This is a genomic window from Volucribacter amazonae, from assembly GCF_029783845.1.
Lineage (GTDB): Bacteria > Pseudomonadota > Gammaproteobacteria > Enterobacterales > Pasteurellaceae > Volucribacter > Volucribacter amazonae.
Genome location: NZ_LWID01000001.1, coordinates 812,187 through 827,399 on the forward strand (window position 1 = coordinate 812,187; position 15,213 = coordinate 827,399).

The 15,213-nt window shown below is 38.0% G+C and carries 15 protein-coding genes and 1 riboswitch; of the genes, 12 read left to right on the forward strand and 3 right to left on the reverse strand.

Annotated elements, in window-relative coordinates; translation table 11 throughout:
• Nucleotides 1-25 precede the first annotated feature (25 nt).
• From ilvD to A6A20_RS04020, 3 genes are all read left to right on the forward strand, one after another.
• Nucleotides 26-1,864: a dihydroxy-acid dehydratase gene (gene ilvD / locus A6A20_RS04010; protein WP_279572255.1), complete on the forward strand. Its 1,839-nt coding sequence runs from the start codon at nt 26-28 to the stop codon at nt 1,862-1,864.
• 342 nt (nt 1,865-2,206) lie between these two features.
• On the forward strand, nt 2,207-2,509 hold the full coding sequence (locus tag A6A20_RS04015; RefSeq protein WP_279571896.1) for an IS630 transposase-related protein: 303 nt from the start codon (nt 2,207-2,209) through the stop codon (nt 2,507-2,509).
• Between the two features lie 79 nt (nt 2,510-2,588).
• Entirely contained in the window at nt 2,589-2,963 is a 375-nt protein-coding gene (locus tag A6A20_RS04020; RefSeq protein ID WP_279573738.1) for a transposase, read from the forward strand.
• Between the two features lie 160 nt (nt 2,964-3,123).
• On the opposite strand, the gene A6A20_RS04025 is transcribed toward A6A20_RS04020, so the two are convergent.
• Nucleotides 3,124-3,867: an OmpA family protein gene (locus tag A6A20_RS04025; protein ID WP_279572256.1), complete on the reverse strand. Its 744-nt coding sequence runs from the start codon at nt 3,865-3,867 to the stop codon at nt 3,124-3,126.
• Nucleotides 3,868-4,165: 298 nt separating this feature from the next.
• Here A6A20_RS04025 and A6A20_RS04030 point away from each other — a divergent pair, with 298 nt between their 5' ends.
• From A6A20_RS04030 to A6A20_RS04060, 7 genes are all read left to right on the forward strand, one after another.
• Entirely contained in the window at nt 4,166-5,704 is a 1,539-nt protein-coding gene (locus A6A20_RS04030) for a YjjI family glycine radical enzyme (protein ID WP_279572257.1), read from the forward strand.
• Nucleotides 5,705-5,717: 13 nt separating this feature from the next.
• The gene (locus A6A20_RS04035; RefSeq protein ID WP_279572258.1) at nt 5,718-6,506 is read left to right on the forward strand and encodes a 4Fe-4S cluster-binding domain-containing protein; all 789 of its coding nucleotides are present in this window, start codon (nt 5,718-5,720) and stop codon (nt 6,504-6,506) included.
• Nucleotides 6,507-6,520: 14 nt separating this feature from the next.
• Nucleotides 6,521-7,771 carry a NupC/NupG family nucleoside CNT transporter gene (locus tag A6A20_RS04040; protein ID WP_279572259.1) on the forward strand — a complete coding sequence of 417 codons (1,251 nt, stop codon included), beginning with the start codon at nt 6,521-6,523 and terminating at the stop codon, nt 7,769-7,771.
• A gap of 91 nt (nt 7,772-7,862) precedes the next feature.
• Nucleotides 7,863-7,960: riboswitch (TPP riboswitch) on the forward strand.
• Between the two features lie 75 nt (nt 7,961-8,035).
• On the forward strand, nt 8,036-8,749 hold the full coding sequence (locus A6A20_RS04045) for an ABC transporter ATP-binding protein (protein ID WP_279572260.1): 714 nt from the start codon (nt 8,036-8,038) through the stop codon (nt 8,747-8,749).
• Nucleotides 8,746-9,504 (forward strand): ABC transporter permease, encoded by a 759-nt coding sequence (locus A6A20_RS04050; RefSeq protein ID WP_279572261.1) that lies wholly within the window; start codon nt 8,746-8,748, stop codon nt 9,502-9,504. The genes A6A20_RS04045 and A6A20_RS04050 overlap by 4 nt, the downstream gene beginning before the upstream one ends.
• Nucleotides 9,505-9,517: 13 nt before the next feature.
• The gene (locus A6A20_RS04055; protein WP_279572262.1) at nt 9,518-10,459 is read left to right on the forward strand and encodes an ABC transporter substrate-binding protein; all 942 of its coding nucleotides are present in this window, start codon (nt 9,518-9,520) and stop codon (nt 10,457-10,459) included.
• A gap of 5 nt (nt 10,460-10,464) precedes the next feature.
• Nucleotides 10,465-11,766 carry an MFS transporter gene (locus A6A20_RS04060; protein WP_279572263.1) on the forward strand — a complete coding sequence of 434 codons (1,302 nt, stop codon included), beginning with the start codon at nt 10,465-10,467 and terminating at the stop codon, nt 11,764-11,766.
• A gap of 120 nt (nt 11,767-11,886) precedes the next feature.
• Here the strand turns inward: A6A20_RS04060 and A6A20_RS04065 are convergent, their stop codons facing one another.
• Nucleotides 11,887-12,273, reverse strand: coding sequence for a helix-turn-helix domain-containing protein (locus tag A6A20_RS04065; protein WP_279572264.1), 387 nt, complete (start codon nt 12,271-12,273; stop codon nt 11,887-11,889).
• 163 nt (nt 12,274-12,436) lie between these two features.
• Here A6A20_RS04065 and A6A20_RS04070 point away from each other — a divergent pair, with 163 nt between their 5' ends.
• Both A6A20_RS04070 and A6A20_RS04075 read left to right on the forward strand, forming a co-directional pair.
• A complete protein-coding gene (locus A6A20_RS04070; protein ID WP_279572265.1) occupies nt 12,437-12,970 on the forward strand; it encodes an opacity family porin in 534 nt (177 codons plus the stop codon).
• A gap of 47 nt (nt 12,971-13,017) precedes the next feature.
• The gene (locus A6A20_RS04075; RefSeq protein WP_279572266.1) at nt 13,018-13,464 is read left to right on the forward strand and encodes a DUF2846 domain-containing protein; all 447 of its coding nucleotides are present in this window, start codon (nt 13,018-13,020) and stop codon (nt 13,462-13,464) included.
• 302 nt (nt 13,465-13,766) lie between these two features.
• Here A6A20_RS04075 and A6A20_RS04080 read toward each other — a convergent pair whose 3' ends face one another.
• A complete protein-coding gene (locus tag A6A20_RS04080) occupies nt 13,767-15,191 on the reverse strand; it encodes an FAD-dependent oxidoreductase (RefSeq protein WP_279572267.1) in 1,425 nt (474 codons plus the stop codon).
• Nucleotides 15,192-15,213 lie beyond the last annotated feature (22 nt).

Consider the following 15,213-nt stretch of genomic DNA (forward strand, 5'->3'; position numbering starts at 1 on the left):
CTAACAAAATTTACTTGGAGAGATTATGCCAAAACTACGTTCATCGACCAGTACACAAGGTCGTAATATGGCGGGTGCAAGAGCCTTATGGCGTGCAACCGGTATGAAAGAAAATGATTTCGGTAAACCCATTATTGCAGTGGTCAATTCCTTTACCCAGTTTGTTCCCGGTCATGTACATTTGCGTGATATTGGCAAATTAGTGGCAGAGCAAATTGAAGCCACAGGTTTAGCGGTGGCAAAAGAGTTTAACACCATTGCCGTTGATGATGGTATCGCTATGGGGCATGGCGGTATGTTGTATTCCTTACCTTCAAGGGATTTAATTGCGGATTCTGTGGAATATATGGTTAATGCTCATTGTGCTGATGCTATGGTGTGTATTTCTAACTGCGATAAAATTACCCCGGGTATGTTAATGGCGGCGATGCGATTAAACATTCCAACGGTATTTGTTTCTGGTGGACCAATGGAGGCAGGGAAAACCAAACTTTCTGACCAGCTTATTCGCTTAGATTTAGTTGATGCTATGATTGAAAGTGCGGATAAAAATGTCAGTGATGATCGGGTTGATGCCATTGAAAAAGCCGCTTGTCCTACCTGTGGCTCTTGTTCTGGTATGTTTACTGCCAATTCTATGAATTGTTTGACCGAAGCCTTAGGTTTAAGTTTACCGGGTAATGGCTCTATGCTAGCCACTCACGCCGATCGTAAAACCTTATTTCTCAAAGCTGGCGAACAAATTGTTGAACTTTGCAAACGTTATTATCAGCAAGATGATGACAGCGTGTTGCCTCGTTCTATTGCTACCTTTGAGGCGTTTGAAAATGCTATGAGCTTAGATATTGCAATGGGCGGATCCTCCAATACCGTCTTGCATTTATTAGCCGCTGCTCAAGAGGCAGGGGTGGATTTTACCATGGCGGATATTGATCGTCTTTCTCGTAAAGTACCTTGTCTAAGCAAAGTTGCCCCAAATACCAATAAATATCATATGGAAGATGTCCACCATGCAGGCGGTATTATGGGCATTTTAGGCGAATTAGATCGCGCAAATTTATTGCATCGCCATACTCGTACTATTTTAGGTTTAAGCCTAGAAGAGCAATTAAATCAATATGATATTATGCGCAACCGAGATCCAGAGCTATTGAAATTCTTCCGAGCAGGCCCTGCGGGCATTCGCACCACCAAAGCCTTTTCACAAGATTGTCGTTGGGACGATGTTGATGATGATCGTCAGCATGGTTGTATTCGTAGCAAAGAATACGCATACAGCCAAGAGGGCGGATTGGCTATGTTATCAGGCAATGTGGCTTTAGACGGCTGTATCGTAAAAACCGCAGGAGTTGATGAATCTATTTGGCAATTTCGTGGCGAAGCCATTGTGTTTGAAAGCCAAGAAGATGCAGTAGAAGGCATTTTAGGCGGCAAAGTACGGGCTGGGCATGTAGTGGTCATACGCTATGAAGGCCCCAAAGGCGGACCGGGTATGCAAGAAATGCTTTATCCAACCAGTTATCTCAAATCCATTGGCTTAGGTAAACAATGTGCCTTATTAACAGACGGACGTTTTTCTGGCGGAACTTCTGGACTATCTATTGGGCATGTTTCACCAGAAGCGGCATCAGGCGGTGCGATTGGCTTAGTGAAAGATGGCGATATTATTGAAATTGATATTCCTAACCGAGCTATCAATTTACAAGTATCAGAACAAGAACTGGCTCAACGCCGAGCAGAACAAGATCAAAAAGGCTGGAAACCAGCTAACCGCCAACGAGAAGTGTCTTTTGCCCTCAAAGTCTTTGGACATTTTGCTACCTCCGCAGATAAAGGTGCAGTAAGAGATAAAACTAAGTTATAAAACTATTTTTTACTGTTATCTTTTTTGGTTAGTTCTCCGATTTAGTTAACGGCGACTCCGTTAATGAAATCGGAGAAATTACCAGCAAAAAATTCTAAAACTAACCGCACTTAGGCTCTGTTAATACCTGTATTTTTATCCCCAAACCAAAGTGCGGTCGTTTTTTATTTATTTTTTGTGAGAAAGAGGAGGGGAGAAAGAACAAAATAGTTATTAATAATTATATTCTTAAATTGCTAGTAACTATTTTTATTATAGTCGCCCCACTTTAAAATAATACAGTGTTGGTCTGCCTCACCATACTATATAGTAAAATCTAATTAAATACGCTACAATATTCACATGGCATACTCAAAAGACTACCGACAAATGATATTAGCCAAACTCAAAGGTGGCGCAAGCTTTCGAGAATTGGCACAAGAGTTTCAGCTCAGTACTAACACCATCCAGAGATGGAAGAAAAACCCTGAGCGAAAGAAACGTATTGTTAAACCTTATAAGATTGATAATGACCTCCTCAAAGCCGATGTTGAAGCTTATCCCGATGACTATCAATGGCAGCGGGCACAGCGTTTAGGTTGTAGCCAAAACGCCATTTGTACAGCTTTAAAAAGGCTAGGAATAACGCGTAAAAAAAGACGTTAGCACATTCTCAAGCAGATACTGAAAAACGAAAGTCTTTTCTTAATGCGCTAAAAGCATTTAAAAAGCGGGGAGAAAAATCATTTATTTAGATGAAAGCGGTTTTAAAATGCATGACAACAGACCCTATGGGTATGCTCAAAGAGGTAAGCCTTGTCTTAGCCAGTATAACTGGCAACTTAAAAACCAGAGTAATGCCATCGGTGCTGTACTTAATCAACAGCTCTTTGCTGTGGGGCTGTATGATTGTAGTATTAATAGCGATGTTTTTCATGGTTGGGTCGAGCAGTTATTACTTCCGAAGCTTCCTGATAACAGTGTTATTGTGATGGATAATGCCGCTTTTCATAAAGGTTCAGACACAAAAGCATTGATAGAAGCCGCGGGGCACACCATTCTCTGGCTCCCACCTTACAGTCCTGCCTTAATCCAATTGAACGTACTTGGGCTTGGATAAAGCGAAAACGTAAAGAATGGCGGTTAAATTGCATCGACCGTCTATTCTTTTATTTTATGTGGTTTCGTGGCGATTTTTAATGGGTTTTACTATAGATAATACCCAAAATAAAACGCCCCAATAAATGGGGCGAAATATTTTATTAACAGAAAAATAAAAATTACTCTGCACTAATCACTACTCGGCGATTTGGTGCTAAACAATCTCTTAATGCTTGCCCCGTTTCACCATCACAAGTTTTAACTTGATCTGCTTTTCCATAACCTACCGCAGAAATATTGTCCGCAGGAATACCTGCTGAAATTAAATATTGTTTTACTGCATTTGCACGTTGTTGTGAAAGAGACAAATTATAAGCCTCTGGTCCCAATAGATCAGTATAACCCGCCACACGAATATGACTTACTTTTTGAGCTTTGAATTTTTCCGCCACTTGGAGTAAATATTCACGCCCCTTGGTACTCAATTGAACAGCATCAAAACCAAATAATAAATTATCTGATAACTCATAACGATAGGCACAATTTTCTGGATACCATAACAAAGATTGAGCAATCATTCGTTTGTCAAATAAAATCTTAAATTGACAAACTTTATGCTGACCATTTTCACGGAAATTAAATACATAATCCCATTCTCTCACATCAAATAATCCTTCATTAAAATGAGGACGACCAATTAAACTATAAATTTGATCTTTACTCATACCTGAAGAAATAAGATTTACATTATTCCAATTCGGCCAAGAACCATATTGAGAACCACTATTATTAAAACTGCTATTCTCAATTTTAGGCCAAACTGGATTATCCGTTGTACCTTGATCACTTACTTCGCTTAAATTACCACAACCAACTAAACTTGTGGCCACCAAAGAAGTAAAAAAAAGTTGTTTAATATTCATATCGTTTCCTTATTTTACGATTACCCAGAAATGTAAATGGGAAATTCTATCATTGACGTACTAATTAAACAAGTAGGTAACTATTCTCTTGTTGATAACTTGGGGACATACTTATTAAATAATTGTTATATCCTAATATAGTAAAGATATAGCTCGAGCTTTAATAAAAGAATATTATCTAGGAACTTCCATTTTTATAAAATATATATAAATCAATCAATTTAATGATTCCGCTCAAAGTTTTTGTATGGGTTTTAAATTAAAATTGACACTTATTTACTATGAAGAGAGGTTCGCTATGCAATCATCTTTACAAGATATCCTTGATACAGTGCAATCTAACGCACTAACTTGCCAACAAAAAGGTATGATCTTAGCCAATATCGCTGAACGCTTATTTAATCCTATTGATCTATTAGGTTATACTCAAGAAGAATGGCAATATATTGAAAATCAAATGATTTGTGATTTAAATGAGGGTTATGCTATTTATCGGCCTCGCTATATCTTACCAGACTATAATGTTTATATTCAAAAAGGTTGTCAATTTCTAGATTTACCTCCACCACAGAATTTAGATGAAGTACTTGATGGCTTATTAATCCTTTATACTCACGTCCCATCTATTACCACTTACCCCGTTTATATTGGACGTTTAGATCTGTTACTCGATCCTTTTATTACAGATGAAAAACAAGATTATAGTAAAATTAAACGCTTTCTTAATCATATTGATAAAACTATCCCTGATTCTTTTTGTCACGCCAATATTGGTCCTTATGATAGTAAAGCTGGTCGTTTAATTTTAAAAGCAATAATTGAGCTAGAAAATCCCACTCCCAATATAACTATTCGTTATGATAAAACGAAAACATCAAGAGAATTTGCCGAACTTGCGGCCAAAGCTTGTTTATTAGTTTCTAAACCTTCTTTTGCTAACGATGCCTATTATATAACTGATTTAGGTGAACAATATGGTATTGCTAGTTGTTATAATGCACTTCCAGAATGTGGTGGTGCTTATACTCTCACGAGATTACGTTTAGGCACAATTGGAAGAGCTTGTAAGAATGTTGATGAAATGGTTAATCATTTATTACCTAAAGTTGCAACATTAGCACTATCTACTATGGATAAACGCCATAAATTTTTAGTAGAACAAAGCCATTTTTTTGATACTGATTTCTTAGTTAAAGAAGGTTTTATCAAACGCACCAATTTTACCAGTATGATTGCTATCGTTGGATTAGCTGATGCAACCAATCATTTGTTACAACAAGAAGGATTGAACGAGACATTTGGGCAAAGTCAACGAGGTGATGAAATTGCTAAAATGATTATGGATAAACTACAACAAATTAATCAACAACACCAAGGGCTATACGTTGAACGTACTCATGGCCATTATTTATTACATGCTCAAGTAGGAGCAAGTAATCATAAAGAAGATAGACACAACACTCCCGCTCATCGTATTAGAGTTGGTGAAGAACCAACATTATTAGCTCATTTAAAACAATCAGCTCCTTTTCATCAATATTTTCCTTCAGGAACGGGAGATTTATTTGCCTTTGATCAAACATACACTGAGCATTTAGATGCCATAGTTGATATCATTGATGGCGCTTTTACTCTAGGTTACCGTTATATCACAACTTATCTCAAAAATACGGACCTCATTCGAGTTACAGGCTATTTAGTGAAAAAAAGCGAAGTGGAACGCTATCGTCAGGGAGAAGCTGTATTACGAGATACCACTTGGTATGGTTCAGGTACAGATGATTGCGCTAATGTATTTGACCGACAATTACGTGATGAAAAAAATGTAACTAATTAAAATTATTATAAAAATGACCGCACTTCCTCAATTGTTTGTGCCATTACATCGAATAATTCCCTTCTCTAATGTGGAAGGGAAAGGTAATCGTACAAGTATTTTCTTACAAGGTTGCAAACTAAATTGTTTGTATTGCCATAACCCAGAAACTATTCCTCGTTATTCAAAGCTAGCCTCTCAAGTTAGCCTACAATATTTATATGAACAAATAATGCAAGCTATCCCTTTCATTCGAGGAGTAACATTTTCTGGTGGAGAACCTACAATTCATCATAGGAAACTCATTCCATTATTTAAAGCACTCAAGAAACAAGCTCTTACTTGCTATATTGATACTAGCGGTTTTTTTGATTATCAACAAATTGAAGAGCTTATTAACGTCACTGATAAATTTTTATTTGATTTAAAGGGAGAAGGACAGGGTTTACAAACGCTATGTTTTGATCGAAAAAATCAGCAAGGAAAAGTTCCCTTGCAAATATTTAATTCTCATCAATATATCAAAACTAACAATCTAATGCGTAATTTAACTAATCTCTCTTATTTATTAAAACTCGACAAAATTGAAGAGGTGCGGTTGGTTTTACTAACGGATTTCTTTGATAGTCAATCCTTAATTACAAAAGTTGCACAATTATTATTACCCTATCCTCAGGTGCTACTCAAAATTATTCGGGTACATACTAAAGGAACAAGAGATCCTGAGGGATTACAATCTTTTGTTCCCAGTATAGAACAAGTTGATCAGTTAGCATGTTATGCAAAACAATGCGGAATTCACAACATTAAAACTATTTACTAATTATTGAGGTCATTATGAATATACTTATTAGCCTTTTAGGTATTGTGGTTTTGTTAACCATCGGTATCTTACTTTCTACACAACCCAAAGAAATTAATTGGCGTACAATTTTAGGTGCATTATTAATCCAAATTACCTTTGCTGCCTTAATACTCTATGTTCCTATCGGACGAGAAATCTTATTAGCAATGGCAAATGGAATCAGTCATATAATCAATTATGCCAACGAAGGAATCGATTTCTTATTTGCTGGGCTTGCGGATGTAAAAAATTCGGGGTTCATTTTTGCCATAAAAGTCTTGCCAATTATTGTCTTTTTCTCTGCTCTCATTTCTGTACTTTATTATATTGGTATTATGCAATGGATTATTAAAATTATTGGAGGGGGGCTACAAAAAGCCTTAGGCACCTCAAAATCTGAATCTATGTCAGCAGCGGCTAATATATTCGTTGGGCAAACCGAAGCCCCCTTGGTCATCAAACCTTTTGTAAGCCGAATGACTGAATCAGAGCTTTTTGCTGTAATGGCTGGAGGAACTGCCTCTATCGCTGGCTCAGTATTAGCCGGTTATGCAGGAATGGGTATTCCTTTAACCTACCTTATTGCAGCTTCATTTATGGCGGCACCCGCTGGATTATTATTTGCTAAACTTATGCTACCACAAACACAAAAATTCACCGACGAGCTTATTGAAAATGAAAATACAGAAAAGCCTAATAATGTACTAGAAGCTCTTGCTAACGGTGCAACATCAGGTATGTATTTAGCTTTTAACATCGGTGCAATGTTAATAGCAGTAATTGCTATGATAGCCTTACTTAATGGCATACTTAGTTATATTGGTGGGTATCTTGGTTATCAAGATCTTAGTATACAAATGCTATTAGGTTACTTATTTAAACCTCTTGCGTATTTAATTGGAGTACCTTGGTCAGAAGCGGGTATTGCAGGTCAAATGATTGGTATGAAACTAGCGGTAAATGAATTTGTAGGTTATTTAGAATTTTCTCAATATTTACAACCTGATCCCCCTACACAACTCAGTGATAAAACAAAAGCAATTATCACCTTTGCACTATGTGGTTTTGCTAATTTTAGTGCAATTGCAGTAATGATTGGAGGAATAGGGAGTATTGCACCTAATAAACGCTCTGATATTGCTCGTTTAGGATTAAAAGCGGTCATTGCGGGAACATTAGCTAATTTGCTCAGTGCAACGATAGCTGGTATTTTTATTGATCTCAGTGGTGTTGCTTTAATTTAAAAAGATAACAATGTAGAAAAGAACCACAATAAAAAAGTGCGGTCTATTTTCACAAAATTTTTGCTTTTTTTCATAAGCTAAGTTATATTCATTGCATTAGTCGGGGTGCTTAGGTGTTTACCGAGCTGAGATAATACCCGTGAACCTGATACAGCTAATACTGACGTAGGAAACTAATTATGCCATTATTCTCTTTTTTCTTTATTCCTTTATTTTCTCTTGCTCAAATCCGATCATTATTAATCCCATAAAGCTGGATTAATCATGAAAGCCATTGAAATTAGCCAGCTGACCCTGTCTTTTGCTCAACAAAAGCTATTTCATCAATTTGATTTTAGTTTGGCACAGGGCGAATGGGTCGCATTGTTAGGTATGTCTGGGATTGGAAAATCAACCTTGTTGCGTGCCATTGCAGGGTTAGAACAAACGGCAATTTCGCAGGGGCAAATTTATTGTGCGGGAAAAATTGCTTGGTTAGCTCAGCAAGATAGCCTTTATCCTTGGTTGTCCCTTGAAGATAATGTGCAATTAGCTCAATATTTAGCAGGCACGCAAAATACACAAACTCGCCAGCAAGCTCGTCAATTATTAGCTGCGGTCAATTTGGACGAACATTGGCATAAACCTTGTTACCAACTTTCTGGTGGGCAACGACAACGTGTGGCGTTGGCAAGAACCCTAATGCAACAGGCGGATATTATTTTAATGGACGAACCTTTTTCCGCCTTAGATGCCGTTACTCGTTTACAGCTACAAGATCTGACCTGTCAGCTATTTCAAGATAAAACCCTGTTATTAATTACCCACGATCCGCAAGAAGCCTTACGCCTTGCCGATAAAATTTATGTGTTAAGTGGGCAGCCTGCACAACTCTCTGCGGCGATTGAACCTCCGGGGCAAAAACCTCGTCAACTTAATCAACAAACCTTATGGCAATTACAACAACAATTATTACAGCAACTCATGAGGGCATTATGAAAACAACGCTGCGTTATTTCGCCCAGATTACTTTGTTAGCCCTCGCATTAGTGTTAATTTGGGCGGCAATCATCCATTATTTTGCTTTACCTCATTATTTATTACCACCGCCCTTTAGCGTTGGAAAAACCTTGATAGAACAATGGCCGCTGTTATTATTGCACAGCAAAATTACCTTAATAGAAATTATACTCGGTTTGGTCATCGGCTTTTTATTAGGTTTATTATCCGCATTGGTGCTTTGTTTGTTCCCACGTTTAGCAAAATTATTATTGCCCTTACTTGTGTTATCCCAAGCCATTCCTGTTTTTGCCATTGCTCCCTTATTGGTTTTATGGTTTGGTTATGGTATGCCGTCCAAAATCGTGATGACAGTTTTAATTATTTATTTTCCTGTTACGGCGACTTGTTATGACGGTTTACGCCAAACACCGAAACAATGGTTAGAATTAGCCAGTACATTAACCCCCTCATCTTGGCGAATTTTATTTAAAGTGAGATTACCTGCCGCCTTGCCTGCCCTTGCTTCTGGGTTACGTATCGCCACCTCTATTGCCCCTATTGGTGCGATTGTGGGCGAATGGGTGGGTTCTTCCCAAGGGCTAGGTTATTTAATGTTACAAGCCAATGCCCGAATGCAAGTAAGCCTTATGTTTGCTGCATTATTAATGCTGATGCTAATGGCATTAACACTTTATTTTACCCTTGATAAATTACTTAACCGCCTAATTCCTTGGGCAAATTATTTACCTTAACAAAGGAGCAACCATGAAAAAATATTTGTTAATTTTAACCGCACTTTTCGCTATGTTTAGTCCCTCATTAAATGCTAAAGAGAAATTAAGTTTAATGCTTGATTGGTTTGTTAATCCTGATCATGCCGCCATTATTGTGGCTCAACAAAAAGGCTTTTTTGCTCAGAATGGTTTAGAAGTAGAAATTATTGAGCCTGCCGATCCCTCAATGCCGCCGAAACTGGTTGCCGCTGGTAAAGCGGACTTAGCCGTTGATTACCAACCTCATTTACAAATGCAAGTGGCTGAAGGCTTACCCTTAGTGCGTATCGGTACATTGGTATCCACCCCCTTAAATAGCTTAGTGGTGTTAGCGGATAGTGATATTCAGCAATTAAGCGATCTCAAAGGTAAAAAAGTTGGCTATTCAGTAAGTGGTTTTGAAAGTGCTTTATTATCTGCAATGTTAAAATCCGCCAACTTGTCGGCACAAGATGTGGAGTTAATTAATGTAAATTGGTCGCTTTCGCCCTCTTTATTTAGTGGACAAGTAGATGCCGTCATTGGTGCATTCCGTAATTTTGAGCTTAATCAAATGGCCTTAGAAAACCGTCCCGGGCGAGCTTTTTATCCTGAAGAACATGGCGTGCCTGTTTATGACGAATTAATTTTAGTCGCCAACAAAAATCAGCTTCATTCAGCGAAATTATCGGCATTTTTAACCGCACTTGAACAAGCTACCCTCTATTTAATCAATCACCCACAACAGGCTTGGCAAGATTTTGTTAGTTATAAACCGCAAGAGTTGGATAATGAACTTAACCGTCTGGCTTGGCGAGATACTTTACCAAGATTAACCTTACGCCCACGAGCATTAGATAACGCACGTTATCAAGCAATGGCAACCTTTATGCAACAACAAGGGCTGATCAATAGCGTACCGAACTTAGCGGATTACGCAATTCAAGTGGAGTAATTGCAATGCCACAGAAAAATAGCAAAGTCCAAGTGGCCAGTGCCACCATGATCGGCACAGCCATTGAATATTTTGATAATTATATTTATGCCATTGCTGCGGTATTAATTTTTAATCAGCAATTCTTTTCTAGTAGCGATCCTATGTCCAATCAACTAGCGGCACTTTCTACCCTCGCCCTAACTTTTGTCGCTCGCCCTTTAGGGGCTGTGATTTTCGGGCATTTTGGCGATCGCATTGGACGCAAAAAAACCTTTATGATGTCCTTGCTCTTAATGGGCGGTGCAACGGTTTGCATTGGTTTATTGCCCACTTATCAAAGCATCGGTATTTGGGCAACGCTATTGTTATGCCTATGTCGCATAGGGCAAGGCATTGGGCTTGGGGGCGAATGGGGAGGAGCAGCATTAGTCGCCATTGAAAATGCCCCAGCTCAACAACGCGGTTGGTACGGCATTTTCCCCCAACTTGGTGCCCCTATTGGCTTATTGCTTGCAAATGCCGCCTTTTTACTCATCAGCTACACCCTAGGTGAGCAAGCCCTACTAGAATGGGCGTGGCGTTTACCTTTCCTGTTTTCTGTGGTATTGATTGGCATCGGCATTTATGTACGACTAAAATTAGTGGAAACCCCAGTGTTTCTCTCAGCATTAGAACAACATAAACCCGTAAAACTTCCAATATGGCAAGTACTTACCTGTCATTATAAACCACTGATTTTAGGACTATTAATTTGCGTGGCAGGCTATGTGTTATTCTATATTATGATCGCTTTTAGCCAAATTTATGCCAAATCCCCTGCCACCTTATCGCCAGCAGGCTATCCTATGGGATTAGGTATTTCCCCACAAATCTTTACCACATTATTAATGTGTAGCGCCATTGCACTGGCAGGCTCAATACTATTATCAGGCATTGCCATTGATAAATTTGGACGCCGTAGTTGGTTAATCTGGACAACCCTTGGTGTCGCCCTCTTTGGGTTAGTTTTACCGCTTTTCCTCAACAACGGCACAACCACAAGTTTATTTTACTTTTTAATGATTGGCATGGCACTTATCGGTATGGGATACGGACCTCTTGCCAGTTTCTTACCTGAATTATTCCCCACCTCTGCACGTTATTCAGGGGCTTCATTAGCTTATAACGGAGCAGGTATTCTCGGAGCAAGCGTAGCAACCTTAGTCACCTTACCACTAAATGCCCATTATGGTTTAATGGCAGTAGGTATTTATTTAACCCTTAATGCCTTATTAAGTTTGTTTGCCTTATATTGGGTTAAGGAAACAAAGGGGGTAAACTTATAAGAATAAGTATTCTACTGCTCATGTCTTACCACTATTTTGGAACGCATTTGGTATGTCGTCTTGCTTATATTAAACTAGAAAAACTATAATAAAAAGTACAATATAGAATTGCCACACTTTTTATTTTTGTTCTAATAATTGAATAATTTTTTGTAAGGATTCAATTTCTTTTTGTTTTTGCACTAAAAGCTCATCTTTATGAACAATAAGCAATTTTAATTTTTCATTTTCAAAGGCAAGCGAGTCATTAGTATTATGATAATTAGTATAAATATAGTCACTATTTTCATTCATACAAAAAACAACGCCTTTTTGGGAATCAATTAAATCTACCACATCAATATTAAAAATTTGAGCAATTTGTACCAATTTATCATAATGTAATTTGGTTTCTCCCCTCTCTAATTTTGCATAACCACTTAATGACATATTCATACGATTTGCCATTTCTTCTTGTGAGAGATGATGTAGCTCTCGAAACATTCTGATTTTTTCTTTTAATCCCATTTTTACCCTCACAATTTGAGCAATGTTAATGATGAAATCGGTATGTTATACGCCTTATTTGATACTGGTTGACTTATTTAGATAAATTTACAATACCAACACCTTTAAACTTAGGTATCCGATTATTCTACACATTTAACTAATTTTATAAAGAGGTGTTATTATGAAAAAATTATTTGTTATCGCAGCATTAGCAGCATTACCTTTAACTGTAAGTGCTAAAGGTTTTTATGTACAAGGGGATTTAGGTGTATCTAATTTACATATTGTTGATACAGAAGATAACGATCTTCCAAATAAAGCAGTGTTTACTCAACGTATCAGCGTAGGTTACGACTTTGAGCGTTTCCGTATTGCAGTGGATTATACTAATTTTGGTAAAGCTAAATTTGATGATTATGGGGCAAGTTTTAAAATTCAATCTTTTGGTGTTAGTGGTTTCTACGATTTCCGTAATAGCTCCAGATTTACTCCTTATGTTGGTGCAAGAGTTGGATATTCTATCGCCAAAATAACCGACTATGATCTCTATTTCCCTGAAACAGAACGTAAAACCAGTAATAGCATAGGTGTATTAGGCGGTGTACAATTCTCTATTACTGATAATTTTGCATTAAACTTAGGTCTAGAATATAATCGTTTAGCCTCTGATTTTGGACAATTCGGTGGGCAAGTGGGGTTACGTTATAGCTTCTAACAATACATATAAAAGTCTGCTTAATGCAGACTTTTTCAAGGATTAATATGAAAAAATATTTTGCAATTTTATTTATTAGCTTATCTTTATTATTGACTGGCTGTGCTAAAACAACAATGGATAGTGCCGAAAACGATGCGGTCGCTAAACAATTTATCACTCCACCAAAAGGAATGACTGGTATCTATATCTACCGTGATTCTTATTTTGGCTCAGCATTAAAAAAGAATTTATATATTGATGATAATTTCATTGGTGAGTCTGCTCCTAAAGTTTATTTTTATAAACAAGTTAAAGCAGGCCCACATAAAATTTCTACCGAATCGGAATTTAGCAACAATGATTTAAATATCAATACTGAACCAGGTAAAAATTATTTTATTCGTCAATATATAAAAATGGGCGTTTTTGTTGGTGGTGCTAATTTAGAGCAAGTTTCTGAAGAAAAAGGGAAAAAAGCAATTCTCCAATTACGAAGAGCTTTAGCTAAATAGGCTGGTTAAAGACCTCTTTAAGCATTATTAAAATGAGGTCTTTGTTTTTTCTTTTTTGTAAATCTCATTTTTATCGTTAAGCCTTTCGCTATTTATTGGAGTAATGGACAAAATAGTTGCTAATAATAATTTCCTCAAATTGTTAGCAACCATTTTGTCCATTACACCGCGTTGTCTTATATCAAAATTTAAACGACTATATTTTAACCAAGTGCGGTAAGTTTTTGTTTAGTTTTTAATGGAAACAAAAATGCTAATCCCCACGAAAAGGATTAGCATAACTAACATTGATGAAATGGAAACTAAATATCTAAAAATTCCATAATACTTTGGGCGGCATCGCGTCCTTCTGCAATGGCGGTTACTACCAGATCAGAGCCACGAGTAATGTCGCCACCGGCAAAGATTTTTGGGTTGGCGGTTTGTTGTTTTAAGCCTGTTTTTGCTTCAATTCTGCCTCGTTGATCGGTGGTAACCCCCACTTTACTCAGCCAAGGCATACTATGTGGTGCAAAACCAAAAGCAACAATAATAGCATCACAAGGGATAATTTCTTCGCTGCCAGCAATAGGTTCAGCTCGGCGGCGTCCTTGTTGATCAGGCTCGCCCAGTTGAGTGCGGACGATTTTAATGCCTGTTACTTTGCCTTGTTTATCCACTTCCACTGCAACAGGATCGGCTTCAATTTCAACAGGTTGGGCATTGAATTGGAATTTTACCCCTTCCTCTTGTGCATTAGTGTATTCTTTTTTGGAGCCTGGCATATTAGCGGCATCACGACGATAAACACAGGTTACCGCTTTCGCTCGTTGGCGAACAGAGGTGCGAACACAATCCATTGCGGTATCGCCACCGCCCAACACAACCACGCGTTTATCCTGCATACTCACATAATCAGGGGCTGGTAAATTTAATAGATGTTGGGTATTGCCGATTAAAAATGGTAAAGCTGAATATACCCCTTGAGCTTGTTCGTTAGGGATATTCGCCTTGATCCCTTGATAAGTCCCAACCGCGAGAAATACGGCGTCATATTGTTCCACAATGTCAGCTAATTCAATATCCTTGCCGATTTCTACACCAAGTTTAAATTGGATACCCATTTCGCTAAACAATTCTCGGCGGCGTTGCATCACTTGCTTTTCTAATTTAAAGGCAGGGATACCAAAGGTCAGCAATCCGCCAATTTCTTGTTGGCGTTCGTAAACGGTAACCTCTACCCCATTGCGAATTAATACATCAGCACAACCTAGTCCAGCTGGACCTGCTCCGATAATCGCCACTTTTTTACCGCTTGCCTCTACCGCTGGAACGCTAGGCTTCCAGCCCATAGCGAAGGCTTTTTCGGTAATATATTTTTCTACGTTGCCAATGGTTACTGCACCAAATTCTGCGTTTAGGGTGCAGTCCCCCTCACAAAGGCGATCTTGTGGACAAACTCGTCCACACACTTCTGGCAGGCTATTGGTGCTATGAGCTAATTCGGCGGCTTCAATAATACGTCCTTCATTAGCCAGCCTTAACCAGTTAGGAATGTTGTTGTGTAACGGACATTTATTTTGGCAATAAGGGTTACCACAAGCTAAACAGCGATCCGCTTGAGATTTGGCTTGGCTATCGCTAAAGGCTTGATAGATTTCAATAAATTCTATTTTGCGTGCATTTAATGGGATTTTTGGTGGATCTACTCGAGGTAAATCAATAAATTGGTAAACATTCTCACTCATAATACTTTCCTTAGAAATCCTT

What these genes read in the sequence shown, in the direction of transcription:
- ilvD (WP_279572255.1), top strand. Translation starts at nt 26, where the DNA reads ATGCCAAAACTACGTTCATCGACCAGTACACAAGGTCGTAATATGGCG.
- A6A20_RS04015 (WP_279571896.1), top strand. Translation starts at nt 2,207, where the DNA reads ATGGCATACTCAAAAGACTACCGACAAATGATATTAGCCAAACTCAAA.
- A6A20_RS04025 (WP_279572256.1), bottom strand. Translation starts at nt 3,867, where the DNA reads ATGAATATTAAACAACTTTTTTTTACTTCTTTGGTGGCCACAAGTTTA.
- A6A20_RS04030 (WP_279572257.1), top strand. Translation starts at nt 4,166, where the DNA reads ATGCAATCATCTTTACAAGATATCCTTGATACAGTGCAATCTAACGCA.
- A6A20_RS04035 (WP_279572258.1), top strand. Translation starts at nt 5,718, where the DNA reads ATGACCGCACTTCCTCAATTGTTTGTGCCATTACATCGAATAATTCCC.
- A6A20_RS04040 (WP_279572259.1), top strand. Translation starts at nt 6,521, where the DNA reads ATGAATATACTTATTAGCCTTTTAGGTATTGTGGTTTTGTTAACCATC.
- A6A20_RS04045 (WP_279572260.1), top strand. Translation starts at nt 8,036, where the DNA reads ATGAAAGCCATTGAAATTAGCCAGCTGACCCTGTCTTTTGCTCAACAA.
- A6A20_RS04050 (WP_279572261.1), top strand. Translation starts at nt 8,746, where the DNA reads ATGAAAACAACGCTGCGTTATTTCGCCCAGATTACTTTGTTAGCCCTC.
- A6A20_RS04055 (WP_279572262.1), top strand. Translation starts at nt 9,518, where the DNA reads ATGAAAAAATATTTGTTAATTTTAACCGCACTTTTCGCTATGTTTAGT.
- A6A20_RS04060 (WP_279572263.1), top strand. Translation starts at nt 10,465, where the DNA reads ATGCCACAGAAAAATAGCAAAGTCCAAGTGGCCAGTGCCACCATGATC.
- A6A20_RS04065 (WP_279572264.1), bottom strand. Translation starts at nt 12,273, where the DNA reads ATGGGATTAAAAGAAAAAATCAGAATGTTTCGAGAGCTACATCATCTC.
- A6A20_RS04070 (WP_279572265.1), top strand. Translation starts at nt 12,437, where the DNA reads ATGAAAAAATTATTTGTTATCGCAGCATTAGCAGCATTACCTTTAACT.
- A6A20_RS04075 (WP_279572266.1), top strand. Translation starts at nt 13,018, where the DNA reads ATGAAAAAATATTTTGCAATTTTATTTATTAGCTTATCTTTATTATTG.
- A6A20_RS04080 (WP_279572267.1), bottom strand. Translation starts at nt 15,191, where the DNA reads ATGAGTGAGAATGTTTACCAATTTATTGATTTACCTCGAGTAGATCCA.